The 21,789-nt window shown below is 65.5% G+C and carries 28 protein-coding genes and 1 pseudogene; 15 read left to right on the forward strand and 14 right to left on the reverse strand.

The features are described from left to right. The first annotated feature begins 61 nt into the window (after positions 1–61). Both WDJ57_RS09640 and mobA read left to right on the forward strand, forming a co-directional pair. Positions 62–637, forward strand: a complete 576-nt coding sequence (locus tag WDJ57_RS09640) for a hypothetical protein (RefSeq protein WP_338905899.1) — start codon at positions 62–64, stop codon at positions 635–637. Beyond that, positions 630–1,256: a molybdenum cofactor guanylyltransferase gene (gene mobA, locus WDJ57_RS09645; protein WP_338905900.1), complete on the forward strand. Its 627-nt coding sequence runs from the start codon at positions 630–632 to the stop codon at positions 1,254–1,256. The genes WDJ57_RS09640 and mobA overlap by 8 nt, the downstream gene beginning before the upstream one ends. A 20-nt stretch (positions 1,257–1,276) precedes the next feature. Here mobA and yqeC read toward each other — a convergent pair whose 3' ends face one another. The 5 genes from yqeC to WDJ57_RS09670 form a co-directional block, all read right to left on the reverse strand. Next, on the reverse strand, positions 1,277–2,011 hold the full coding sequence (yqeC, locus tag WDJ57_RS09650) for a selenium cofactor biosynthesis protein YqeC (RefSeq protein WP_338905902.1): 735 nt from the start codon (positions 2,009–2,011) through the stop codon (positions 1,277–1,279). 67 nt (positions 2,012–2,078) lie between these two features. Beyond that, complete coding sequence (locus WDJ57_RS09655) at positions 2,079–2,585, reverse strand: hypothetical protein (RefSeq protein WP_338905904.1); 507 nt, start codon at positions 2,583–2,585, stop codon at positions 2,079–2,081. A 218-nt stretch (positions 2,586–2,803) separates the two neighbouring features. Beyond that, on the reverse strand, positions 2,804–4,480 hold the full coding sequence (locus tag WDJ57_RS09660) for an ATP-binding protein (protein WP_338905906.1): 1,677 nt from the start codon (positions 4,478–4,480) through the stop codon (positions 2,804–2,806). A 305-nt stretch (positions 4,481–4,785) separates the two neighbouring features. Beyond that, positions 4,786–5,349, reverse strand: a complete 564-nt coding sequence (locus WDJ57_RS09665) for a hypothetical protein (RefSeq protein ID WP_338905908.1) — start codon at positions 5,347–5,349, stop codon at positions 4,786–4,788. A 154-nt stretch (positions 5,350–5,503) separates the two neighbouring features. Next, entirely contained in the window at positions 5,504–5,653 is a 150-nt protein-coding gene (locus WDJ57_RS09670) for a hypothetical protein (protein WP_338905910.1), read from the reverse strand. Between the two features lie 223 nt (positions 5,654–5,876). Here WDJ57_RS09670 and WDJ57_RS09675 point away from each other — a divergent pair, with 223 nt between their 5' ends. Continuing rightward, positions 5,877–6,665 carry a hypothetical protein gene (locus WDJ57_RS09675; RefSeq protein WP_338905912.1) on the forward strand — a complete coding sequence of 263 codons (789 nt, stop codon included), beginning with the start codon at positions 5,877–5,879 and terminating at the stop codon, positions 6,663–6,665. A 156-nt stretch (positions 6,666–6,821) separates the two neighbouring features. On the opposite strand, the gene WDJ57_RS21600 is transcribed toward WDJ57_RS09675, so the two are convergent. From WDJ57_RS21600 to WDJ57_RS09690, 4 genes and pseudogenes are all read right to left on the reverse strand, one after another. Next, on the reverse strand, positions 6,822–7,085 hold the full coding sequence (locus tag WDJ57_RS21600; protein WP_380629442.1) for an HU family DNA-binding protein: 264 nt from the start codon (positions 7,083–7,085) through the stop codon (positions 6,822–6,824). Between the two features lie 207 nt (positions 7,086–7,292). Continuing rightward, positions 7,293–7,553, reverse strand: a pseudogene (locus tag WDJ57_RS21605) (HU family DNA-binding protein); the annotation flags it as partial. A 143-nt stretch (positions 7,554–7,696) separates the two neighbouring features. Next, a complete protein-coding gene (locus tag WDJ57_RS09685) occupies positions 7,697–8,326 on the reverse strand; it encodes a hypothetical protein (protein ID WP_338905914.1) in 630 nt (209 codons plus the stop codon). Positions 8,327–8,564: 238 nt separating this feature from the next. Further along, positions 8,565–9,146, reverse strand: a complete 582-nt coding sequence (locus tag WDJ57_RS09690; protein ID WP_338905915.1) for a helix-turn-helix transcriptional regulator — start codon at positions 9,144–9,146, stop codon at positions 8,565–8,567. 146 nt (positions 9,147–9,292) lie between these two features. On the opposite strand from WDJ57_RS09690, the gene WDJ57_RS09695 reads away from it, so the two are divergent. Continuing rightward, the gene (locus WDJ57_RS09695; protein WP_338905917.1) at positions 9,293–10,009 is read left to right on the forward strand and encodes a hypothetical protein; all 717 of its coding nucleotides are present in this window, start codon (positions 9,293–9,295) and stop codon (positions 10,007–10,009) included. Between the two features lie 316 nt (positions 10,010–10,325). On the opposite strand, the gene WDJ57_RS09700 is transcribed toward WDJ57_RS09695, so the two are convergent. After that, entirely contained in the window at positions 10,326–11,096 is a 771-nt protein-coding gene (locus WDJ57_RS09700; RefSeq protein WP_338905919.1) for a hypothetical protein, read from the reverse strand. Positions 11,097–11,408: 312 nt separating this feature from the next. Here WDJ57_RS09700 and WDJ57_RS09705 point away from each other — a divergent pair, with 312 nt between their 5' ends. Beyond that, entirely contained in the window at positions 11,409–12,296 is an 888-nt protein-coding gene (locus WDJ57_RS09705) for a hypothetical protein (RefSeq protein ID WP_338905921.1), read from the forward strand. 35 nt (positions 12,297–12,331) lie between these two features. Here WDJ57_RS09705 and WDJ57_RS09710 read toward each other — a convergent pair whose 3' ends face one another. Continuing rightward, positions 12,332–12,823, reverse strand: a complete 492-nt coding sequence (locus tag WDJ57_RS09710) for a DUF3592 domain-containing protein (protein WP_338905923.1) — start codon at positions 12,821–12,823, stop codon at positions 12,332–12,334. A gap of 196 nt (positions 12,824–13,019) precedes the next feature. Between WDJ57_RS09710 and WDJ57_RS09715 the strand changes: the two genes are divergently transcribed. The 3 genes from WDJ57_RS09715 (at position 13,020) to WDJ57_RS09725 (ending at position 15,775) form a co-directional block, all read left to right on the forward strand. Beyond that, positions 13,020–13,706, forward strand: a complete 687-nt coding sequence (locus WDJ57_RS09715; RefSeq protein ID WP_338905925.1) for a helix-turn-helix domain-containing protein — start codon at positions 13,020–13,022, stop codon at positions 13,704–13,706. A gap of 96 nt (positions 13,707–13,802) precedes the next feature. After that, positions 13,803–14,861 (forward strand): ABC transporter ATP-binding protein, encoded by a 1,059-nt coding sequence (locus WDJ57_RS09720; RefSeq protein ID WP_338905926.1) that lies wholly within the window; start codon positions 13,803–13,805, stop codon positions 14,859–14,861. Beyond that, the gene (locus tag WDJ57_RS09725) at positions 14,858–15,775 is read left to right on the forward strand and encodes an ABC transporter permease (protein ID WP_338905928.1); all 918 of its coding nucleotides are present in this window, start codon (positions 14,858–14,860) and stop codon (positions 15,773–15,775) included. The genes WDJ57_RS09720 and WDJ57_RS09725 overlap by 4 nt, the downstream gene beginning before the upstream one ends. 171 nt (positions 15,776–15,946) lie before the next feature. On the opposite strand, the gene WDJ57_RS09730 is transcribed toward WDJ57_RS09725, so the two are convergent. Continuing rightward, complete coding sequence (locus WDJ57_RS09730; protein WP_338905929.1) at positions 15,947–16,372, reverse strand: twin-arginine translocation signal domain-containing protein; 426 nt, start codon at positions 16,370–16,372, stop codon at positions 15,947–15,949. Positions 16,373–16,469: 97 nt separating this feature from the next. On the opposite strand from WDJ57_RS09730, the gene WDJ57_RS09735 reads away from it, so the two are divergent. Then, the gene (locus WDJ57_RS09735) at positions 16,470–16,883 is read left to right on the forward strand and encodes a hypothetical protein (protein ID WP_338905930.1); all 414 of its coding nucleotides are present in this window, start codon (positions 16,470–16,472) and stop codon (positions 16,881–16,883) included. Positions 16,884–16,940: 57 nt separating this feature from the next. Next, on the forward strand, positions 16,941–18,473 hold the full coding sequence (locus tag WDJ57_RS09740; RefSeq protein ID WP_338905932.1) for a DUF790 family protein: 1,533 nt from the start codon (positions 16,941–16,943) through the stop codon (positions 18,471–18,473). Here the strand turns inward: WDJ57_RS09740 and WDJ57_RS09745 are convergent. Together WDJ57_RS09745 and WDJ57_RS09750 are read right to left on the reverse strand one after the other, a co-directional pair. Then, complete coding sequence (locus WDJ57_RS09745) at positions 18,470–19,066, reverse strand: DsrE/DsrF/DrsH-like family protein (RefSeq protein ID WP_338905934.1); 597 nt, start codon at positions 19,064–19,066, stop codon at positions 18,470–18,472. The two genes, WDJ57_RS09740 and WDJ57_RS09745, sit on opposite strands and share 4 nt — an antisense overlap. Beyond that, positions 19,066–19,329 carry a sulfurtransferase TusA family protein gene (locus tag WDJ57_RS09750; protein WP_338905936.1) on the reverse strand — a complete coding sequence of 88 codons (264 nt, stop codon included), beginning with the start codon at positions 19,327–19,329 and terminating at the stop codon, positions 19,066–19,068. The genes WDJ57_RS09745 and WDJ57_RS09750 overlap by 1 nt, the downstream gene beginning before the upstream one ends. A gap of 156 nt (positions 19,330–19,485) precedes the next feature. On the opposite strand from WDJ57_RS09750, the gene WDJ57_RS09755 reads away from it, so the two are divergent. The 5 genes from WDJ57_RS09755 to WDJ57_RS09775 all read left to right on the forward strand — a co-directional run bounded on the left by WDJ57_RS09755 (position 19,486) and on the right by WDJ57_RS09775 (position 21,788). Continuing rightward, on the forward strand, positions 19,486–19,638 hold the full coding sequence (locus tag WDJ57_RS09755; protein ID WP_338905938.1) for a hypothetical protein: 153 nt from the start codon (positions 19,486–19,488) through the stop codon (positions 19,636–19,638). Further along, positions 19,638–20,108: a YeeE/YedE family protein gene (locus WDJ57_RS09760; protein ID WP_338905940.1), complete on the forward strand. Its 471-nt coding sequence runs from the start codon at positions 19,638–19,640 to the stop codon at positions 20,106–20,108. The genes WDJ57_RS09755 and WDJ57_RS09760 overlap by 1 nt, the downstream gene beginning before the upstream one ends. Continuing rightward, the gene (locus WDJ57_RS09765; RefSeq protein ID WP_338905942.1) at positions 20,105–20,578 is read left to right on the forward strand and encodes a YeeE/YedE family protein; all 474 of its coding nucleotides are present in this window, start codon (positions 20,105–20,107) and stop codon (positions 20,576–20,578) included. Before WDJ57_RS09760 ends, WDJ57_RS09765 begins: the two co-directional genes overlap by 4 nt. A gap of 84 nt (positions 20,579–20,662) precedes the next feature. Beyond that, positions 20,663–21,055 (forward strand): helix-turn-helix domain-containing protein, encoded by a 393-nt coding sequence (locus tag WDJ57_RS09770; protein WP_338905944.1) that lies wholly within the window; start codon positions 20,663–20,665, stop codon positions 21,053–21,055. Positions 21,056–21,059: 4 nt separating this feature from the next. Further along, the gene (locus tag WDJ57_RS09775; RefSeq protein ID WP_338905946.1) at positions 21,060–21,788 is read left to right on the forward strand and encodes a DUF2270 domain-containing protein; all 729 of its coding nucleotides are present in this window, start codon (positions 21,060–21,062) and stop codon (positions 21,786–21,788) included. Position 21,789: the final 1 nt, after the last annotated feature.

Below are 21,789 nucleotides of genomic sequence, written 5' to 3' on the forward strand. Positions count from 1 at the left end.
GCGACCGCACTCGTCTCCCCGGGGCGAACGTTCACCTGGCACAGGGCCGTACCGCTGGGTAATGGAACTCACCGAGGCAGTCGTTCGCGAGCGTGCGCGGGAGTACGCCGATGCGGAGCCGCTGTACGACGTCGAACAGCAACACGTCGACATCCTCCCCGACACCTTCGCCGGGGGCGAGTACGGCCGCCGTGACGTCCAGTGGGTCGTTCGGTGGTACTTCCGGCGCTATCTCGGTGCCTACCCCGACAGGGAACGCCGCGAAATCGAGGCCGCCTTCCGGGACAACGACTTCGAGGCCGTGCTGGACACGCTCGGGACGGTCGCGAAAGAGGTCGAGGAGACCGCCGAGGCGCTGCGACGGTTGACCGACCTGACGGGCGTTGACACGTCGGTCGCCTCCGCCTTCCTCCAGTTCGTCGCCCCCGAGCGGTACGTCGCGGTCGACGAGCGGACCTGGCGCGTCCTGCGGGCGGCGGGCGAACTCGACGCGCCCTATCCGGACCCGCCGACGGTCGAGGAGTACCGCACGTTCGACGAAGCCTGTCGGCGGGTCATGGACCGGACGGGCGTCGACGCCTGGACGCTCTACCGTGCGCTGTGGCGGCTCTGGGCCGCGGAGGTCGACGATGCGTAGCGGCGTCGTCGTCGCTGGCGGGCGCTCGACCCGCTTCGGCGCGTCCGACAAGGCCGTCGCGGACCTCGCAGGGACGCCCATGGTTCGGCGCGTCGCGGACCGCCTCGTGGAGACTGTCGCGGAGTGCGTGGTGAACTGCCGGCCCGACCAGACGCCCGCCATCCGCGAGGCGATGGCCGGCTATCCGCTGCCGGTGCGCTACGGCGAGGACGACGTGCCCGACCGGGGCCCGGTCGCGGGCATCCGGAACGGCCTGCGCGAGGCCCGCGGGGAGTACGCGGCCGTCGTCGCCTGTGACATGCCCTTCGTCGAGCCGGCGCTGATAGAGTCCCTCTTCGACCGGGCCGAGGACGCGGACGCCGCCGTCCCGCGGCTGGCGTCGGGGTGGTTCCAGACCACGCAGGCGGTCTACCGGACCGAGGCGATGGTCGCAGCCTGCGACGTCGCCCTCGAAGCGGAGAACCCGCGCATCCTCAGACCGATCGACGAACTTGACGACGTGGTCGTCATCGAGGAAGACGAAATCGAGTCGGTGGCGTCGACCCGCTCCTTCGAGAACGTCAACACACGGGAAGAACTCGCGGCCGCACAGGAGCAGTTCTCGGATTTCGAGGGGTGACGAACCGGTAGCGGTCAGGTCTAGTCGACGACAGCGACCAGCGGCTCGTCGGCGATCAGTTTCGTCAACACGACGCGTGGGACGTCCGCCCGCCCGCGAATCGCGGCCGCGATCTCCCGCGCGAGCGCCTCCCACTCCCCGTCGTCCACCTTGTTGAGAAGGGGAATCACTGTCGCGCCCTCGGGGACGCCCTTCAGCCCGCCCTCGGGGCTGGCGAGCACCGTCCCGACGTGTTCCGGCCGGATTTCCTCCCCGATTGAGAGGCCAGTAATCGCGGCGACGCGCTCCGGTCGGTGCACCACCTCGTCGGTCAGGGGTTGTCCGACGACCCGGACGCTCGCTATTGGGACGACCACGTCGGTCGCCGCCGGGAGCTGTGGTTCCCGCTCGCCAGGCGCTTTCAACTCGCGGACGCGCGCACCGTCGGCTTTGACCAGGGTCGCGCCGACCGGGGCTGCTGCGGCGATCGCCCCCACGGTCTCGGGGTCGTAGCCGCGGTACCGGTCCGTCCGTTCCCGTTCGGGGACCAGACCGAGAGGCCACGCGTCGTCGCTCACCTCCGCGAGGGCGGCGAGTGGGTCCTCGGTCACGCGCACTTCCGCGACGTGGTCGTCGAAGATCGGGATGCGGACAGTCGCGGTCACCACCGCGCGGCCGAGCTGGTCGGCGAGGGCGTACAGCGTGGACTTCTTGCCGCCCGCACCGACGACACAGACGAGTCCGTCCTGCGCTTCGAGTGCCGCTGTCAGCTCCATCTGTTGGCCCCCTTCGGGACCGGCGCGCCTCACTCTGACGGTTGGCGGAGCGACGCGCGCGAGCCTATCACCGCACGGGATCCGGCAGCGGACGGAGTTCGGGCAGCGTCCCCGACCGTTCGATCGTCTGGATTTCAGTGTCGTTTACTTCGACGGTGAGTGTCTCCCAGTCGGCCGGGACGTTTGCACCGCCGACCAGACGGGTCACAGACCCGCACTGCCGTTCGTCCGTCTGCGTACCGGGGGCCGCTTCGCCACCGAAGTCTGCGTCGACGAGGAACCGCAGGACGTATTCGCTCCCGCCAGCAGTGGTCAGCTCGGGTTCGACGTCGCCCAGTGAGTGACAGACCCGCACGTCGAACGTGAGGTCGGCCGACTCACCGTCGCTCACGATGTGAACCCAGCCGCTGTGAGTCTCCTGGTCGCTCGGAAACGACGCCTCGCTTTCCGAATACGCCAGTCCGAACGAGTCGTCGCGGTCCGCTGATTCGGTGTCGGTCGGGGTACGCGGGTCCCCGGAACTCAGCACGCTCTGACAGCCAGCGAGCAAACTGAGTCCGGCCACGGAACTCATTGTGAGCACCGTTCGCCGGGAGTGTGGAGGGCTCATGGAGTGAGTGAAAACTCTCACCCAGCAAGTGTTTTTTCATTGTCAGTAAAGGAGCCACACAACGTCGCAGACCGGTTGTCCGACTACCCGTGCTTCGCTCGCTCTACCCGGACAATACAGACGGCGTGTCCGGCGACGACGGTCGACTGTTACTACGCCCGTGAGGGAACCACCAGGTGGTCCTATCCCCCTGCTCTCTCGTGTGGGCTGGTCTTTGGCAACTCGATGACGAAGACGATTCCCTTCGGCTCGTTGTTCTCGACGCTGACAGACCCGTCGAACTGTCCGACCAGCGTCTGGACGAGGTAGAGCCCGATGCCGGTGCCCTCACTGTCCAGCCCCTTTTCGCCTTTCCCGAAGATATCGTCTCGCTGGTGGTCAGGGATACCGGGACCGTCGTCGGCGATCCGAACGATGGCCGAGTCGGCCTGCTCCTCGACCGTCACAGTAATTTCGGGCGTGTCTCCCTGGTTGTGCTGGACGGCGTTGTTCAGGAGGTTCCGAAAGACCGACGACAGCATTTCGTTCGCCTGTACCGTCACCGACGGAATCGTCTCGGGGACGTCGAACTGTGCATCCGGGTACGCTTCACGTGCGGTATTGACCTCTCTCAGGAGACGTTCGTCGAGGGCAACTGGCTTCAGTTCCGGCCGTCCTTCGTCGGCCAGCGACTCGACGAAATCGCCGGCGGTTTTCGTGAGTTCGACCGTGTGGTCGGCTGCTCTGAGTACATGTTTGAGGGTCTTTTCGTCCTCCTCGTCGACGTCTCGCTTGAGGATATCACCCCAGCTGAGAATGACGTCCATGTCGTTGCGGATGTCGTGTCGCACCACACGGTTCAGGGCTTCGAGTTGTTCGGTCCGCTGTTCCAGGCGTTGCCGATACTGCTCGGTCTCTGTGACGTCGGCAATCACGAGTGCCCGGCCGGTTTGGGTCTCCCCGGCCATGAAGGGATTCGTCACGAGGCGATAGTACCGCGTCTCGCCGTTACGGCCGAGTTGGATTCGGTCAGTGTCACTCCTCGCCTCCTGCGAGAGTGCTGGGAGGGTTGCGTCGAGAGAGTCCCCGATTGCCCCGTCGAGGTTCGGAAAGAGCGTCCTGGCCTCTCGGTTGTAGTCGCGAATCTCGTCGGTCTGGTCCAGGACGATAACCGGGTCGTCGATTTCTCCCGCGAGGTGGATCGTTCGAAACCGATCGGTGTAGACGAACAGAACACCGAGAGCGAAGGCTGCGACACCGATCGGTTCGTACGTCATCGCGAGCAGAAACGGGCTGAACACCCCCACGATATTGAACCCGACCGGGAGGGCGGTGAGACCGACGAGCGCGGTGAGCGGACGGGTATCGGTGCCAGAGAGCTGGAAGTGCTCCAGGAGTATGAAAAAGCCGACGAAGGAGAGTGCATATGCGAGGCCAATCGCAATCCAGTGGATCGCCCCGTGCTCGATTGCGAGGTGGGGGAACGGACTCGACGTCAGCTCCGCGGTGAAATAGAGGTGGTGGAGGGGATTCGTGAGTTTGAGCAACACGAGGCCGAGCAGGACGCCGACGACGAGACGACGATAGGGGAGGTTTCGCGGCGGCCGACCCGTATAGACAGCGGCGAAATAGAGCCACGCGCCGACGGCGCTCAACCCAGCGACCAGCCCGAGGATATAGCACGCCCGTTTCAGCGGGACAGACGGGACAACGAGGTAGCCGAGGTTGGCGCTGGCCCAGATGCCAGTCGAGAGGAGAAGGCCCGTGAGCCCACGTCGCGTGTCGAGGTGGTCGATTTGCCGGGCACGACGAATACTCCCGAAACACGCGAGAGCAGCGAGGGTAAAACTCAGGACGTGGACGCCGAAAAGCCAGTTCACCGCTCCTGGTCACCTCTCGTTGCCCGTGTCATCTGTCCCTTTCCCGCCATGATATCAGTTATATGACCTTGTTAAGTGTAATTGTACGTTTCCCTATTAGTAAGCTCTCCAATAGACGGCAGGGTAGTGTAAGCAAAATGCATATTTTAGAGGTGTTCAGGATGATAGCGCGGAGGCGGCAATCGCACTGACGGGGCCGCAACAGGTCCCGGGTGCCCGTTCAGCAGACGACCCGCTGGATATCCAGCGGCGTCGCCCGCTCGGACCGTTCGTCGCCCGGGATAGTTTTCACCTCCGAGACGGCGTCAGTCAGCCGAGAGCGCGCGAATCGCGCCGACCACCAGCCTGTCCAGCGAGTGGGTCGCCGCGCCGTAGGCGACGAAGAACGCAACCATCGTGACCAGTCCGACGACGTCGAGGCGAGTCGGGTCCACTGTGGTGAAAACAGAGAACAGCGACAGGAGCGTCTCGACAGCGGGCTGGAACGTCAGGGCTGCGACGCTACCCCCGACGAGCAGCGCCACGAGGTAGCCCGCGGTTCGCAGCGATGACGGCGTCACCCGCGACCACACGCGGAGCCGGTATTCGTCGTAAGAAACGAGTCCGAGTGCTGCGAGTTGGCGGCGACCGTGGTCGAACGCGGTCACCACCAGAACGAACCACAGCGCCGCGGCCAGCCCGAAGCGGACAGTCGACGGCGACAGGTCGAGGACGGTCTGGCTGAACATCTCGACGACGGACGGCGTGGCACGCTCGACGAGGACGTAGAACAGCGCGTATCCGAAGACGGCTTCGATGGGACCATACGCCGGGAATTCCCGGTGTGGTGCGGTGTTTGTTCGGGCGGGGTCCCCGTCAGAACTGTGCATATCTAAAGAGACGATGGGACGAGTATTCAATCTCCAGTTGCGGGTCGTCACTCTGCTCCGAGCGTTCCCCACCCGCCACTCGCATTGGACTGGAATCCGCGTCGACAGCGGGACGAAAATCTGGTTGGACGCCGCTAGCTGAGAGCCGACCGAACTAGTCGTAGTAGACGCCGTCGGCAAACTGACAGCTGATAGCCACCTCGTAACGGGCGACCTGTTCTGGAGCGACCGCCGTTGTGTCCGGCGAAACTGCGATGGGAAACGTTTTCGACCCGCCCGGAGAGATGACCGTTTCACCGACCACACGGAGTCTGGCCCGCCCCTCCGAAAGTACGTTGTCGCTCTCGTCGTACAGGACCAGTTGGTAGCTGTATTCCCTCAACTCAGTTTCCTGGTCCCCGGTATTCTCGACGGTGCTGTCCGTGACTCTCCGCAGTGTTTCCGTTCACGATAGCATCGGAACCCATTACGTGTCGGACTTCTGATGGTGAGGTATGCGAGAGCCGACTGTGTCTCGACGACATGTGTTGACAGTTGTATCGTCGGTCGGGCTTGCAGGCCTAGCAGGTTGTTCGGGCGGGGACACACCCGCTGACGCGGCAGAGCCGACTGTAACGGAGACTGCAACCGCCACACCGACGGCGACGGGCACCGAGTCACCAGCCGGCGGCACTGACGGACAGGTCGACCTCCCGCCAGGAACGAGTGCGTCCGGCATCGCCGAGCCGGGGCAACTCATCCAGACGACGCAAGCGGCACTCCGGCAGAACGGGTACGACATCACCACGACGCTGACGAGTGGTGACCCCGACAGGACGATTACCCAGCACTTTCGGAGTAGCTTGGAGTCGAAACGCCACTCGTTCGTGTTCGACGCCCCCGACGGAACGGCGCGTGTCTTCGTTGGCAATGGGACGATTTACCAGCAATCTGGTGGGTCGGACACCAGTACACGGCCCCTGGACCAGCAGTTCGACGAGTACCACCGGTCGCGGGACATCGTCCGTATGCTCGGTGGTCAGGAGACGCTCGGCGGGATTCTCGATGCAGGTGAGTTCCAGCCCAGCGGGACAGGGGAGCACCGTGGGCGGCCTGTCGTGGAGTTTGCGCTTGCAGGCGTGACTCTCGGGAGCGACGACACAGAAATCACGAGTTCGAGTGGGTCGCTGGTGATCGGGGCCGACGGGGTCGTATTCGAAGCCCGCCTCCGTGTCGAATATGCGACTGCAGAGGACGACCGAGTCTACGAGAACACGTTCGTCATCGACGAACTCGGGACTGTGTCGGTGTCGGAGCCGTCCTGGGTGCAAGAGTAGTATCGCAGAAGCAGTGGTGCAGTCTCTCGGTCAGGTGTATTGAGCGCTCACTGACGAGCGGGGGTGTACTCACAGCAGGGTCCGTCTCGCTCCGCGACGACGATTCGTGGCCCAGCAAATCGGCCACCGACAGGACCGGGGTCAGTCGAGGCCGTCCTAGTTGACTGCTTTGGAGAGCTCGGCACCCGCCTTGAACTTGACCTCGTTTTTCGCCCGACTCGTCTGTTCGCGGCCAGTCTGCGGGTTTCGGCCAGTGCGAGCCGAGCGCTTCGAGATGCTGAACGACCCGAATCCACCCAGTCCGACGCTGTCACCGCCGTTCAGTATCGTCGCTGCTGACGTTACGAAGGCGTCCAGTCCTCGTTTGGCATCCGCCTTCGAGAGGCCGCCGTCTGTGTGACGTGGCGTGTCGCTCGCAATCCGCTCTGCGTCGATCACGACATCTGCGTCTCGACACCTCGGCGCGGACTGATTTCGACGTGTATCACCGTTGCCGGGGACGAGGTCGAGTGCAGCAGCGAATTCTGGACACGGATCGAAGCGAACCGGCGACCCGTCTCTGGCCCCCTTGTCTGTCTGCGGCCCCCGGCCGGTCCGAGCAGACCGTTTCGAGATGCTGAACGAGCCGAAACCGGCCACGGCTACCCGGTCGCCCTCTTTCAGCGCCCGTGTCGTCGCGTTCGTAATCGTCTCGACGACTTGCGTCGCATCTGCTTTCGAGAGCCCAGCAGTGCTTGCCATCTTCTCGATTAACTCGGCCTTCTTCGAAGCCAGTGCCGACCCCGGAAACGCAGCCAACCCGGCCCCCAACAGGAGCGTCCCGGCACCGGTTCTGTAGAGGAGCGCTCGCCGCGAGAGTCTCCATTCTCCGTCCGTCGTCTGTCTCATAGAATAATCGCACACGTATAAGACGTGTGAATATATAAAATTACTTACTATATGGCAACCCACGAGTACGAAAACGAAAGAGAGGGGAACGGAACAGGTAGCAGTGACTAGTAGCCTGGCGACGGAAAGTCGGGTCGATAGTTTCAGAGGGCGATGCGCAGAATATCTCCGGCGGAGACGTCGGTGAACAACCCGTCCTCATTCTCGAGCGTGAAGGAGAAGGTTCCATCGCCCCCGCGTTCCATCGAGTCCTCGTCGACCGAGAATTGGGAAGCCTGAGCCGTGTCGTCTCGCGTCTCGTTGTCCTGGCGCTCCGGGTCAGCGTTTTGTAGCTCGTAATCCGTTGCGTCGATCGAAATCGAGTTGGAGGCGGTGAGTTTTACCGGCTCATCGACGGACGTCACGGACGTCACGGTATTTTCTCCGAGAGTAACATGTGCCACGACGCGTGTCTCGTCGGGTGAATCACGCGGGGCGACGTTGACGTGGACGACGTCCTCGTCCAGTTCCGACGTCCACACCTGGAAGTGGACGGCTGCACCGTCGTCGAAGTAGCTCTGAACCGTGTCGTTCGCCCAGGCGGTCTCGATGGCCTGGTCGACAGCCGCGTCGCTGACCGCAGCAGGAGTAAGGACGTCGACGGTGTGGTCGGAGGGCAATGCATCAGCCGACGCTGTGTCGGCTACCGGGGTGGCCGTGCTCGCGGTGACGCCACCACTCGCCCCGAGGGCAAGCAGTGCCGCGACCGCGAGTGTGAGTGCTTTCGTTCGCATCGTGTGTGAATCGTGGTCGCGGCGGGCCGAGACGGGCGGGCAGATGGCCGCGTGAGCGCAGCGGGGCACCGAGCCGTCCGTCCCGACTCGCCGCAGTCGTACGTTGTATGAAAGACCACATAGGCATTGATTGGAAAGAGGGCAGAAACGCGTTTGGAAGGGCTCTACGGAGATTTCAGACGCGTTTCGGGGCAGACGAAAGAGCACTGTCGTGGGACGTCTTTACCGCGGAGCGCGTCTACTGAAGGTGGACCGTATTGCCCATACCGCTCCGTTTGCGCTCGATCAGTCCACGGTGTTCTAGCTTGTCGAGCGTTCGGCTGACCGTCGCCTTCGAGAGGTCGGTTTCCTCGACGAGTTGCCGCTGCGGGAGCGTCCCATCGGCCTCGATCAGCAGTTCGTAGATCGTTTCCTGATTGTGTGTGAGCCTCTCGAGTGTCGCCTCCCACCGCTCAGTGTCTGGCGGGGAACTGTCGGCGGGACCCTCAGCCCGGGGAGCCTGTATCGTGCCGCCGTTCGGTACCGTGGGCGGGCGCGCGTTCGCCTGCGTCGCCGACTGCTCTGTGGATGAAAGCACGTGTGCCTGGTCGTGAAAGACGAGATAGGTGCCGCTGACGCCACTGACGAACGCCCCGACCACGAGCAGTGCCGCTTCGCGATAGGTGAAATACTCACCCACACTCGTCGTCTGCGCGCCGTTTTCTCCGAGCGAGACCATCACCGGCGAGGGGGTAATCAACTGGACGGCAAGAACGAGGATGGCAGCGATGAACACGACCGCTGCCAGCAGGTGTGTGTGCTGGAGGGGCTGGAAACGCATAGGGGATGGTTTTGATACGGGGACTTTATGTCTGCCGGAATACATAGGCGGAAGAGGCCGTGAAATGGCCGTGGAACGCGTTTGAAACGGGTTTGGAACGCCTTTCACCCGGGGCTTATTGAGGCCTTTCAGCGAACGGTGACAGTATGAACGACGTCATTCGCTCGCGCCTGCGTGTCCTCGCCGGTCTCGCTGTACTCGGCATCGGACTGGCTGGGGCCGGAACTGCCTTCGGTATGGCCGGGCCACTGGCCGGCACGGGCCCGACACCGGAGTTCGTCGTCTCCGACGAAACGGTGACGTTCTCAGCAGGCGGTGAGTCGGACACCGTCGTCGGCAATCTCTCCCGCGTCAGTGAACTCACGATAGAAGAAACTTCGGCCGGCCAGTTCACTATCCGGACGGCAGACGACCACCCCCTGACCCGGAGCGAACGACGACGAGCGCGGACGATTGCGACGAGCAATGCCACGGTGAGACAGACGCTCAACAGCGTGGACACCTACGAACTCACAGTCGAGCCGGTGCAGACGGTGAACGTCTCTGCCTCGAACGTCGTCTCTCTCAATATCACCGGCGAGGAGAGACAGGCAAATGGCACGTTTCGTGGCGAGTTCAGCATCACAGACAGTGAGTCAGCTACCGGGGAAGATGGAGTCGTAACACTCACGCGGGACTCCAGCTACGTTGACGGTCGTGCCGTCGTGCACGTTCGCCAGCCCGGAGTGGACAGCCGACAGGCACTCCACGTGACGGTCGATGTCGACCTGGTGAACGGCACAGTCACAGACATCCTCAACTGGAACACGCTCGGGCAAGAATCCTCGACAGTCACCGGGAAGACGACCGAGATTGCGGGGTAACCTCGTGACTGGGCGTTGGCCCTGGACTGGCCCTGGACACCCGTGCACCGGGTACCGCAATCGGAGTCTGAGTGAACGCACTTCCGCGGGAACGGGTCTGTGACACCGGGGAACCTTCGGAGTCGAGCACCGGTCTGAACAGAACAGTTAGTGACGGGACAGGAACCCCACTCGTGGACGTTCTCGACTGACGCGAAACGTCCCCGCACGGAGACGTCCCCGCACGGGAGCGAGTGCGGGCCAGCGCCCGCGGGTGAGCGAGCGACGACCGACTTCGAGTGCGACTGCTGTTCGCGGACGGTTCACACCCGGCGAGTCACGGACGGTCCGTCACTTCGATGCGAATGATTTCGTTGTCGTTCGCGTCGAACTGGACTGCCGAGAGGAGGAACGGGTGGTTCTCGTTGATGCACAGGTCCCAGTACTTCGTCGCTCCCTGGTCCTGGCCCCGGACCACGGTACAGGAGACCCCGTCGACCGTGTCCGAGCCGACGACTTCGAACTCGGTCGTGACGTCGTCGTCGGCCGTCGTCATGGTCCACGCGTTTCCTTGAGCGAGCTGGTGGCCCAGTATCGCAGTGTGTAAGCTGCGCGTGATGTCGAACGCGGTGGTCGGATACTCGGAGAGTTGCGCGGTGATGTTCGCCTGGGTTCCCGTGACCGTCTCCGAGACCGTTTGGCCGCCGGTGGCCGTGTAGGTGATGTCCGCCGTCACCTGCTCGCCAGAGACGCTCGTCGTCTGCCAGGTGAGGTTCCGGGTGTCGGAACCGAAGGCCATAGTGAACGCGTACCTCTCACCGCTGGTGAAGCGCGTCATCGAATCACTACTGCCACCGCCAGATGCTGTCGCCGTTGCCTGGGCAGTGGCAGTCGGCGTCGGCGATTCCGCGGCGGACGACTCCGTCGGCGTCGGTGACGTTCCCCCGGTTTCCGTCTCCGTTTCGGTCGGTGCCGGTGTCGATTGGACCGTCGGCGATGGTTCGGCCCCGTCCGACCCATCGTCCGGGGAGTCACCGGCACAGCCAGCGAGTGCGATGAGCGCGGCGAGCGCTACGACCAGAACGATCCGTCGTGAGTGGTTCCACATGGACGCGGGGGATTTGAAACGTGATTGGCAAGTAACCGGACGCTACGTATCTAGTGTCCCGGGGAGTCGGTGCGTACACGCCCGAAACGCCCGTATCTGCGTCTCACTCGGCGATTGCGCGGCAGGTGTACACCACGACGTTCCTGACGGATTCGCGGAGAGCGGTCACTATCGCTCGGTGGGAGTGCAGCCCGCGCCACGGTCCAGCATTTAAGTACCACGGATTTGAAACCTCGTTGTAATGTTCGGGGTGCCGTCGGAGAACGAGTCCACGCCGCCGCGCGGCCGGCGCTCCCGTGGAGGTGCGAGTCTATGGACCTGAAGGGAGCGGTCTACAGGACAGCAGCGGTGGCGTGGGCACTACTCGTGTTCGGGGCGTGGATAGCCGTCGACCAGGGGCACGCCGCGCCCTCGCTGTCCGTCTCGGACGTCCCGGGTGGGTCGACGGGGGCGTTGGCCGGTGCGCTGGTCGCCGCCGTCGCCGGGTGGATGGTCATCGGCTACCTGCAGCAGGGACACGAGGCCGACCAGTGGCGGGAGGTCGGTCAGCGGGCGGGATTCCAGCCGGACGACAGCAAAACTCCGCCGGAACTGACTGGCACCGTCGACGGCCGGACCGTCACCGCTCGCTACGATACGCGTACCCGCGGGAGCACAGAAGGTGGCGTGAGCCAGGTCACGTTCACCTTCGGCGAAGTGGCGCTAACCGACCCTGTCGACGCTGGCCTGGTGGTCGGCCCTGCTGGCGAGAAGGTCAGCGTCGAGAACGGGGTCGGGACCCTCGAGTTCGACGACATGGCCGAGACCGCTTCCGACGTGGCGGGGCTCGTCGCCGCCGAGACGGACGGCCTCGTCCTGGTGGGGACCTCGGCTGCGGTCGTCGAGTCCATCACCGACGGCCTGTCGGGGAGAGCGTTACGTGCGATGCGGGACCTGGAAATCGTATCCGCCGGGGACGCGTCCGGCGTGGTCGCCAGGTGGGCCGAGACACGCAACGAGGCGTTCGCGGAGGCCGGGAGTTCCATCGAGTATCCGGTCGACAGTCTCACCGAGCGCATCCCGGGCGACGCCGGGACGGTCACCGTCGAAATCGAGGCATCGATAGAGGACGCCGACGAACTCCGGCGGTTCACCGAGGGGGTCGTCGCCATCGCGGACGCCTTCGAGGAAGCGACCGCTCGCACGCCGGCGTCCGGATAGGGGCACACTCCGAGTCGAGGCACCCGCGCCGGCCGTCAGAAGTTCCCCGAGGACGCGTCGACGCCGCGAATCCCCTGCAGGGTCGAGTACAGGCCGTACAGGACCAGCAACACCCCGATACCGGGGCCGGCCCAGTACCACAGCGGTGCGCTCTCGTCGATCAGGAACGCGGCGTTCGGGTTGTCGGCGTTCACGTAGGCGGTGAGGGTACTCCTCTCCGCGTATCGGTCGGCGATCTCCTGTGCTCGGGATTCGGAACCCACCATACTGCCATTGTTCGGGTAGAGCGAACTGCTCGTGTATTCGGTCCCCTCGTACGTGTAGCGATACGTCACCTGCGGCGAGTGCTGTATCTGGCCTTCGCTGTTCCGGACTTCGACCACCTCCGACGAAATCACGGTGGCATCGACAGGTTCGGCGTTGCTCCTGTCTTCCTGATACGGGACGATCTGGAGCCAGGCGAAACCGGCGAATCCCAGCCCGATGACGACCGCAGCGAGGCCGACGACGATATACTCCGTATTCATGTTCCATCTTTTTATAGAGGAATTGGCAATAATGTTTATCCGGAACGTCGACACCTGCTGGGCCGGAGCGGGAGCACTCCGCACCGGTAGCTACCCGGTGCAGACTGACAGTCCACGACACTCCGGTGCAGGTTCGGGCCGCAGACACCGCCACAGTTTTCGCCATTACCATTACAATCGCTAGACACGATTGGATATGGGACTCGTCGCCGAATTCGATATCGACTGTCAGGCGTTGCCGCTCGCTGGAGTGGCTGCGGACGTCCCCGACGCGACGCTGACGCTCGACATGCAGTTCAATCACGGGCACCGACCCCTGTTTCTGGTCACCGTACAGGACGGGTCGCAGACGGCAATCGAGACCGCCCTCACGGACGCGTACGACGTGGGGGAGTGGACGCTCGTCGGGCAGGCCGGCGAGACCCGTCGCTATCAGACACTCCCGGCGCTCAGTCTGGAGGAGCAACTCGGTGAGCATCTCGACGACCTCGACGGGCTCGAAGCGCTCGCGACGGCCGATGCCATCATCGAGCGAATCGAGGTGGTACCGGACGGGTGGCGACAGACTGGCTGGTTCGCCGACCGGGACGCATTCACTGCGTTCGCCTCGTTCTGGCAGGGCAACGCTGGCTTCCGGGTACACAGACTCACGCGAGACGGGGAGTCCGAACCGCCGGGCGACGGACTGACCGACCGCCAGCACGAGGCACTCCGCATCGCCTACGAGCGGGGCTACTTCGACATCCCGCGGCGGGCCTCTCTGGAAGACGTTGCCGGGGAACTGGATATCACACCCTCCTCCGTCTCCGAGCGGTTGCGCCGGGCGCAAACCCAACTCATCGAGGAGACGGTGGCGACGACGTGGCCGCCACTCCCGAACTGACCGAGCACGACGCGCTCTGCGAGCGGTCGCTGACTTAAAGGGCACCACGAATTCGAGACGCACCTACCCGAATCCGTCTCGACGTCCGAGTCGCCTATGGCATTGCAACAGACGCGACACCGAACAGACGACGAGACGGACTCCGCGACCCGTCAGACTGCAATCGACGCAGCGGACGTCCGTGTAACGTACGACGACGGGACCGAAGCCGTCCGAGGCGTCTCTCTCGACGTCGACGAGGGCGAGTTCTTCGGCTTCCTCGGACCCAACGGGGCCGGCAAGACGACCACTATCAAGACCCTCGTCACGCTGCTGTACCCGACACAGGGGTCGGTACGAATCAACGGCTACGACACGAAGACACAGCCCCAGGCCGTACGCGAGTCCATCGGCTACATGGCACAGGAGACGAGTATCGACCTCGAACTCACGCCGCGCGAGAACCTGCGCGTCGCGTGCCGGATGTACGGCGTTCCGAAAGCGGAGCGAGCGGACCGCATCGAGGAGTTGCTCGACCTCGTCGACTTGCGAGACGTTGCGGACAGGCGGGCAGAGACGTTCTCGGGCGGGATGCAGAAGCGTCTCGATACCGCGACCGTCCTCGTCCATCGGCCCCCCGTGGTCTTCCTCGACGAGCCGACGACCGGTCTCGACCCCGAGGCGCGGCTCCGGGTCTGGAACTACTTCGAGGAGATCAACGAGCGGGGAACGACCGTGTTCCTCACGACGCAGTATCTCGAAGAAGCGAACGAACTGTGTGACCGCCTCGCCATCCTGCAAGACGGGCAGATCACCCACACCGGAACGCCGGCTGCACTCAAATCGGCCGTGGGGACGGAAACCGTCACACTGGCGCTGAAAGAGCCGTCCGAGGAGAACCGGCGCCGTGCGATGAACACCGTCCGTCAGCTCAACGCTCTCGACGCGGCGGCTATCGAACCGACCGCCGACGGCCTTGTCGTCGAAGCCGACAACGCCCGCTCGGCCACGAGCGAACTCTTCACCGAGCTGGCCGCGGCAGACGTCACGGTCACTGACTTCGACGTGCACGCACCGACGCTCGATGACGTCTTCCTCACGCTGGCCGGAGAAGAAGATGTGGGAGAGAGCGGAGTGGCCACTGACCCGGCGAGTGGTCAGGAGGTGGTTCGATGAGCGGCGCGACCGACGGCCGGGACACCATCGAAAGCGACTCCGCACAGAGGGCATCGGGGAACAGTTCCGCAACCGACGCACGGATTAGCTTCAAACGGTGGCTCGTCAAAACGTCCCGCAATCCCTACGTGACGTTCACCTCGCTGGTCCAGCCGGTCATCTTCTTCGTCCTCATGGCCGAAGTCCTCGGCGCAATCGCGGGAGGTGCCCTGTCCCAGTCCCTGGGTGGTGACGTCACGTACGTGACGTATCTCACCCCCGCGATAGTAATTCAGTCGGCGCTGGCCGCCGCCGCCGTCTCCGGTATCGGGCTGGTAGACGACATGGAGACGGGAATGTTCGACAAGACGTTACTCTCCCCGATGAACCGGGCCGCGATGTTCGTCGGGAAAGTGCTGTCCGAGGTGGTTCGAATCACGGTCCAGACCGGAATTATTCTCGGTCTCGGGTACCTCCTGCTCGCTCTCAAGCCGGGAGCGTCTGTGACCCAGTACCTCCAGACGGGCGTGGGCGGCGTCCTCGGCATATTCGTCGTGACCGTCATCTTCGGTGGCGTCTTCATGGCGTACTCGAATATCGTCGCGCTCGTCACGCGTGACCGAGAAGCCACGGTGATGATCGCGAACCTGTTGACGTTCCCGCTCCTGTTCATTTCGAGCGCGTTCCTGCCGCTCGAGGTCCTCCCCGGCTGGATTCGGGCAGTCGCCGTCGCCAATCCCATCACGTACGGCGTCGACGCCATCCGGGCGCTCATGCTTGGACAGGACGTGCTGTCGGTCTTCGAGGTAACGGCGTTCACCGGACTCTGGAACACGGTCGTTCCCGCTATCGCCGTGCTCCTGGGATTCAACCTCGTTCTGGGCGGAATCGCGGTCCGTCTGCTCAAGCGGGCCTCCAGGGCCGAAGTGCAGTAACGGCGTCTCCCCCGTTCGTCTCTCTCGTGCGTTCTCTTTCCAGGTGCGAGGCCGCCGCTGGATGAGCGTCAGAGAGAGCGACGAGACAGGGGCCGCGACGGTCGGTCGTGGAGTGCTACAGGAGCGGGTGACGACAGAGACCGCGGCGAAGCGAGTCGCGTGAGGGGAGCGCTAACCGGACTCGTCGGTCGGCGTGCCCCGGGAGAAGGAGACGTCCCGGAAGTTCGGCGTCCAGTCGTCCCAGTCGGCGTCGATTTCGACGGGGACCATGGTGCTCTCGTTGCCCGCCAGCTGGACGGTCTCGGTCACGGTCCGGGACTCCCCGTCGACCGTGACGGTCAGCGACATCTCGGCGGTGTATGCCTTCTCGCGAGTGTTCTCGACCGGGACGCGGATGAGGACGGTGCCGTCGTCGCTCTCCTCGAACTCGAAGTCGGCGGCCGAGCCGGCGTCGAAGGGGTAGACGGGGTTGGAAAGCGTGGGCGTGCCGTCGCCCCCGTCGTTCAGCGTGGGGGGCTCCTCGTCGCTGGAGCTGCCACAGCCAGCGAGGCCGGCGACGCCGGCCCCGACGAGGCCGAGGAAGTGGCGGCGGTTCATGTCACGCCCTGCAGGGGGACAGGGTAAGAATCTTCTCGTCGCCGCCGCGAGGCGGGGGTGGGACAGGTACATGACGCCCGAGCCCCTAGGGATTGGCGTGCCAGGATACGAGCCGACAGACGTCCCGCTGTACGAGGACAGGCAGACCGTCGAGCGGGAGTACCGCCGCGCCCAGCAGGAGGAACGGCCCTTCTTCGCCGTCGAGGCCTACGACGAGGGCTACGCCGTCACCTACGACCTCCTGCCGGCGGGCTACCAGCTCGCACCGCCCGCGGAGTCGGAGGTCAACGAGCGGCTCACCCGCGAGATAGAGGCCATCGTCGGCGACGAATCGCTCCCGACGACGGAGGTCAGCCGCACGGTCAGCGCCTCGCTGGGCAACGTCACCTTCTTCGCCCGGGAGGACAGCGCCCGCCGCGTCGCCGCCGTCGTCTCCGGGCTCGTCCTCGACGAGGCCAACTGGGTGGAGGCCCGGCCGCCGGAGAACCCCGCCGGCACCCGCCGGAACTGACGAGCCACTCGCGAGCGGGGTGAGACTTTTTCCCCACCGACGGGCAACACACCGTCAGTGCTGACCAAGGACCTCCTGCGCGTCTCGCGGGCCGGCGGCGGCTACCACCCGCAGTTCGCCGGCAGTGACGACGAGCCGCTGGCCGCCCGCGTCGTCGGCTGCTACCAGGGCCACGTCGGCGAGTCCCGCGAGCGCCTGGCGGCCGCGCTGACCGACATCGAGCGCGACAGCGACGACTTCAAACTCGTCCGCGGGTTCGCAAAGCTCGTCGAGCGCGAGGCAGCCTTCGAGACGCGCGCGCCGGTCGACCCGCGGCAGGCCCGCGAGGCCGCCTTTCGGGCCGCCGAGGCGGTGGGCGTCGTCACCGCCGACGAGCGGGAGACGGCGCTGACACAGGCCGCGGACCGGCTGGACGCGACGCCCGACGCCGTCGCCGAGTCGCTGTACGCCGACCGCGAGACGCGACAGGTCCTGACAGACGCCGGCCGGCGCTGGGACCCGGCCGACCTCGTGGCCCAGTACAACCTCTCGCTCGCCCAGACCGCGCTGTTCGACGCCACCGAGGTCCGCGTCCGCTCCAGCGACCCGAAGGCGGTCGTCTCGGCCGTCAAGCGCCTCCGGCTCATGTACGAGGTGCGCCGCCTGCCCGACGACGAGCGGCGGACCGTCGGCGGCGCGGACCGCGAGGTGGTCGTGACCGGCCCGGACGCACTCTTTACGAACAGCCGGCGCTACGGCACCCGCTTCGCGCGCCTGCTGCGCACCGTCGCGAGCGCCGACGAGTGGCGGCTGTCGGCGACCATCGACGACCGCGGGACCGAGCGCGAACTCGTCCTCGACGACGGCGACGTGTCGGTGCCGGGCGTCGAGCCCGTGACGGAGGTTACCTTCGACAGCGGCGTCGAGGCGGACTTCGCAGCCCGGTTCGAATCGCTCGACCTGGACTGGGACCTCCTGCGCGAACCGGACCCGCTGGCCGCCGGCGCGCACGTCGTCATCCCCGACTTCGCGTTCGACTGGCGACACGGGGACTTCCGCGTCTACTTCGAGATAATGGGATTCTGGACGCCGGCGTACGTCGAGAAGAAGCTGTCGCGGCTGGCCGACCTGGAGGACGTGGAGATGCTCGTGGCGGTCGACGAGTCGCTGGGCGTCGCGGAGGACGTCGAAGCCCGTGACCACCGCGCGATTCCCTACCGCGGGACGGTGCGTCTGAAGGACGTCAGGGACGCCCTGCGGCGCTACGAGGAACGACTAGACGCGGCGGCGGCCGCGGCACTGCCCGACGAACTGGCGCCGGACGACGACGCGGTGACGCTGGCGGCGCTGGCCGAGCGCCACGGCGTCAGCGAGCGCGCCGTCGAAGAGAAATCGTTTCCGGCGCACGAACGGGTGGGGCGGACCCTCGTGCGCCCGGCCGTGCTCGCGGCGCTACGGGAGCGAGTCGAGGCGGGGATGGACCTCGACGAGGCGGAGGCTGCACTGGCGGAGTACGGCATCGACGACGCGAGCGCGGCGCTGTCCGCGCTGGGCTATCGCGTCGAGTGGGAGGGACTGAGCGGCGGGGTCGTCAGGGAGAAGGGCGACTAGACCAGCAACTGGACGTCGGCGTCGGCCATCTGCTCCAGCGCCGTGGCGGCACCCACGCCGGCGGTGACGCCGTCGTAGAAGTCCTCCTCCTCGTAGTCCAGCAGGTCCATCGTCATCTGGCAGGCCTGGAGTTCCACGTCCATCGTCCGGCAGGTGTCCATCAGTTCCTCGATGCTCGCCACGTCGTTGTCCTCGATGCGCCGGCGCATCATCGTCGTCGTCACGCGGTCCATCCCCGGGAGCGCCGCGACGGCGTTGGGCACGCCCATGTTGGGGTTGCCGACCGCGCTGAGCCCGAGTTCCTTGGAGTTCTCCTCGTGGAGTATCTCCAGCCCCCAGAAGGTGTGGAAGACGGTCACGTCCCACCCGAAGGCGGCGGCCGTCGAGGCGAGGATGAGCGGCGGGTACGCCATGTCGAGCGTGCCCTTCGTCGCGATGATGACCATCGACTTCTGCCCGTCGTCGGCGTCGGTCTCGACGGCCGACAGCTCCTCCTCCAGTTCCTCGACGCGCTCGCGCAGCGCCGCGACGTCCTCGGCGCTGGGCTGGGACGGCGTCTCCGCGTCGGTGTCGCCTGGCGTGTCGGTGCTCATTATTCGTCGACCGCCTGAACGTGGTGGACGTAGAGTGTCTCACCGCCTTCCTCGCGTTCGGTCTGGCTCAGGAGTTCGACGCCGGCCGTCCCCGACGCCCACCCGTCGATGTCGCTCATACTGCCGCTGTCCGTCGCCACCACTTCGAGCACCTCGCCGGCGGCGAGGCCGTCGATTGCCTGCTTGGTCTTGACGACCGGCATCGGGCAGGAAGCACCTTTCACGTCGAGCGTCTCGTCGGCCTGGATTTCTGCGTCTGACATTGTACTCACTCCACAGTATTTCGTTAAGGGTACAAAACCGTTACGGACTGAGCCCATAAAAACCCGTTTTGCTGGGGTATATCTCACTTACATATTGCGCTAAACCCACAATTCAATCAAACCATTTAATAGCGGCCAGCGGGAACGAAAGGGTACATGACCACGACGGAGCTTTCCGACCCGGACGAACCGGTCGCGGCGACCAGGCCGGCACTGGACCGCGCGGGCGACCCCGGTGGGGACGGCCACGAGACGACGGCGGCGGTCCCGGCGGCCGCGCGCCAGAGCGACCTCGAAGTGGGGGCCTGATGGCGCTGGAACTGTTCCCCAACGGCTGGGTACCCTACCTGCTCGGTGGCCTCCTCATCGGGCTCGGCTCGGTCATCATCTACGTGCTGACCGGCATCTCCGCCGGCGCGTCGACGTTCCTCGAATCGACGCTGTCGTACGTCTCGGACATCTCGCGGTTCAACCGCCCCACGTACCTCGCCTCCCGGGACTGGCGCGTCGTCTTCACGGCCGGCATCGTGTTGGGGGCGCTCGGGTACACGCTCACGCTCGGCGACGGGCTCTGGACGACGGAGGTCGACGCCTGGCGGCTGCTCGGCGGCGGCTTCCTCGTCGGCGTCGGCACGCGCCTCGGGAAGGGCTGTACCTCCGGTCACGGCGTCTGCGGGGTCGGCTCGCGCTCGCCGACGTCGCTGGCGAACGTCGCCACCTTCATGCTGTTCGCAATCGGGACCGCACAGATTGTCCAGGCGCTGGGGGTGACGCCATGAGCGCGAGCGACCGCCACCCCCTCTTTCTGCCCGTCGTGTTCGTCGGCGGGCTGGTCTTCGGGGCCGGGCTGGCACTGAGCAAGATGGCACGGCCGGAAATCGTGCTGGACTTCCTCCAGTTCGAGGACTTCGGCCTCCTGCTGGTGATGGGCGGTGCGGCCGTCACGACCGGCGTCGTCTTCGCCCTCGTCGAGTACCGCGGCGGCCGCGCGCCGCTGACCGGACAGGACTACGGGCGACGCCTGAAGTCCTTCGACCGGAACGTGATCGTCGGCGGGAGCATCTTCGGCGTGGGCTGGGGGCTGTCGGGCATCTGTCCCGGCGCGGCCTACGCCAGCCTCGGCATCGGCAACGTCCCCATCCTGTGGGCCATCGGCGGGATGTTCCTCGGCGCGTACGTCCAGGGCTACGTGCGTGCCAGCAGGGCCGACGGCGCCGGAACCGGCTCAACGGAGGTCGCCGACGACTGATGCGCGGTGACGGCGGATGCCGACGCGCAGTCTTGGAACCGTGGCACACAAGCGTTTTGGGCCCGGGTGACCCACGTGTCTAGCATGGCACAATCGCTGCAGAAGATGCTGCAGTCGGACATGAAATGCGAGGGGCTGCTGGAGTGTTTCCACGGTCTGACCGAACTCGACCGCGCCGTGTTCGAGACGCTCGTGACGAGCGAGGAGCCGATGACCGTCGACGAAGTGGCCGAACAGGTTGACCGCGAGCGCTCGACGGCCTACCGGGCGGTCAAGCGCCTGGAGGAGGCCGGCTTCCTCGAACGCGAACAGCGGACCTACGAGGGCGGCGGCTACTACCACGTCTTCCGGCCCGCCGACCCGGACGTCGTCGCGGACGAGATGCAACGCATGCTCAACGACTGGTACGCACAGATGGGACAGCTCATCGGCGAATTCAGGGAGAAATACAGCGAACGTGCAGACGTCCCCACCTGAGGAGATGAGCGACGACGGGGCCACAGAGGCCGACAGCACCGCGGAGCCCGGGCCGGACGCCGACGTCGGGCAGGGGCTACTCGACGTGGACATGGGGCCCAGCTCCGCGCTGGCACACCTCTACCGCGGCGAGGTCCACCGGATGAAGCTGTGGCGCGAACGGCTGGACCAGACCACCAACTGGGCGGTCATCCTCATGGCCGCCATCCTGACCTACGCCTTCTCGAACCAGTCCAACCCGCACTACGTCATCCTCATCGGGAACGCCGCCATCGCCCTCTTTCTCGTCGTGGAAGCGCGGCGCTACCGCGCCTACGACGTCTGGCGCTCGCGGGTGCGGACGCTCCAGGAGAACGTCTGGGCGACCGGGCTTGACGAGGGCACCCCGATGGACGGGGAGTGGCGACACGAACTCGCCGAGGACTACCGGAACCCGGCGCTGAAGATAACGGCCGAGGAGGCCATCGCACACCGCCTGCGCCGTGTCTACCTCCCGATGTTCGCCATCCTCAACGGCGCGTGGGTCGTCAGGGTGACTGCCTTCGGTGACATCCCCTGGCCCGAGAGCGCCGCCGTCGGCCAGATTCCCGGCCTCGTGGTGACGGTCGGCGTCGTCCTGCTGTTCACCGGCGGGTTCCTCATCGCCTGCCGGCCCCGCGACTGGCAGGCCCGCGGCGAACTCCGCAGCGAGGACATCCGCGACGGCCAGCCCCGCGAGCGCCGCGAGGACTGAC

This window comes from Salinibaculum sp. SYNS191, assembly GCF_037338445.1.
In the GTDB taxonomy this organism is placed as follows: domain Archaea; phylum Halobacteriota; class Halobacteria; order Halobacteriales; family Haloarculaceae; genus Salinibaculum; species Salinibaculum marinum.

Bases quoted from the DNA above. Each gene is read 5' to 3' on its own strand.
- WDJ57_RS09665 (WP_338905908.1), bottom strand. From the start codon at position 5,349: ATGCACAGTTCTGACGGGGACCCCGCCCGAACAAACACCGCACCACAC.
- yqeC (WP_338905902.1), bottom strand. From the start codon at position 2,011: ATGGAGCTGACAGCGGCACTCGAAGCGCAGGACGGACTCGTCTGTGTC.
- mobA (WP_338905900.1), top strand. From the start codon at position 630: ATGCGTAGCGGCGTCGTCGTCGCTGGCGGGCGCTCGACCCGCTTCGGC.
- WDJ57_RS09700 (WP_338905919.1), bottom strand. From the start codon at position 11,096: ATGTGGAACCACTCACGACGGATCGTTCTGGTCGTAGCGCTCGCCGCG.
- WDJ57_RS09655 (WP_338905904.1), bottom strand. From the start codon at position 2,585: ATGAGTTCCGTGGCCGGACTCAGTTTGCTCGCTGGCTGTCAGAGCGTG.
- WDJ57_RS09725 (WP_338905928.1), top strand. From the start codon at position 14,858: ATGAGCGGCGCGACCGACGGCCGGGACACCATCGAAAGCGACTCCGCA.
- WDJ57_RS09750 (WP_338905936.1), bottom strand. From the start codon at position 19,329: ATGTCAGACGCAGAAATCCAGGCCGACGAGACGCTCGACGTGAAAGGT.
- WDJ57_RS09765 (WP_338905942.1), top strand. From the start codon at position 20,105: ATGAGCGCGAGCGACCGCCACCCCCTCTTTCTGCCCGTCGTGTTCGTC.
- WDJ57_RS09695 (WP_338905917.1), top strand. From the start codon at position 9,293: ATGAACGACGTCATTCGCTCGCGCCTGCGTGTCCTCGCCGGTCTCGCT.
- WDJ57_RS09760 (WP_338905940.1), top strand. From the start codon at position 19,638: ATGGCGCTGGAACTGTTCCCCAACGGCTGGGTACCCTACCTGCTCGGT.
- WDJ57_RS09770 (WP_338905944.1), top strand. From the start codon at position 20,663: ATGGCACAATCGCTGCAGAAGATGCTGCAGTCGGACATGAAATGCGAG.
- WDJ57_RS09730 (WP_338905929.1), bottom strand. From the start codon at position 16,372: ATGAACCGCCGCCACTTCCTCGGCCTCGTCGGGGCCGGCGTCGCCGGC.
- WDJ57_RS09690 (WP_338905915.1), bottom strand. From the start codon at position 9,146: ATGCGTTTCCAGCCCCTCCAGCACACACACCTGCTGGCAGCGGTCGTG.
- WDJ57_RS09710 (WP_338905923.1), bottom strand. From the start codon at position 12,823: ATGAATACGGAGTATATCGTCGTCGGCCTCGCTGCGGTCGTCATCGGG.
- WDJ57_RS09705 (WP_338905921.1), top strand. From the start codon at position 11,409: ATGGACCTGAAGGGAGCGGTCTACAGGACAGCAGCGGTGGCGTGGGCA.
- WDJ57_RS09715 (WP_338905925.1), top strand. From the start codon at position 13,020: ATGGGACTCGTCGCCGAATTCGATATCGACTGTCAGGCGTTGCCGCTC.
- WDJ57_RS09755 (WP_338905938.1), top strand. From the start codon at position 19,486: ATGACCACGACGGAGCTTTCCGACCCGGACGAACCGGTCGCGGCGACC.
- WDJ57_RS09640 (WP_338905899.1), top strand. From the start codon at position 62: ATGGAACTCACCGAGGCAGTCGTTCGCGAGCGTGCGCGGGAGTACGCC.
- WDJ57_RS09685 (WP_338905914.1), bottom strand. From the start codon at position 8,326: ATGCGAACGAAAGCACTCACACTCGCGGTCGCGGCACTGCTTGCCCTC.
- WDJ57_RS09720 (WP_338905926.1), top strand. From the start codon at position 13,803: ATGGCATTGCAACAGACGCGACACCGAACAGACGACGAGACGGACTCC.
- WDJ57_RS09745 (WP_338905934.1), bottom strand. From the start codon at position 19,066: ATGAGCACCGACACGCCAGGCGACACCGACGCGGAGACGCCGTCCCAG.
- WDJ57_RS09775 (WP_338905946.1), top strand. From the start codon at position 21,060: ATGAGCGACGACGGGGCCACAGAGGCCGACAGCACCGCGGAGCCCGGG.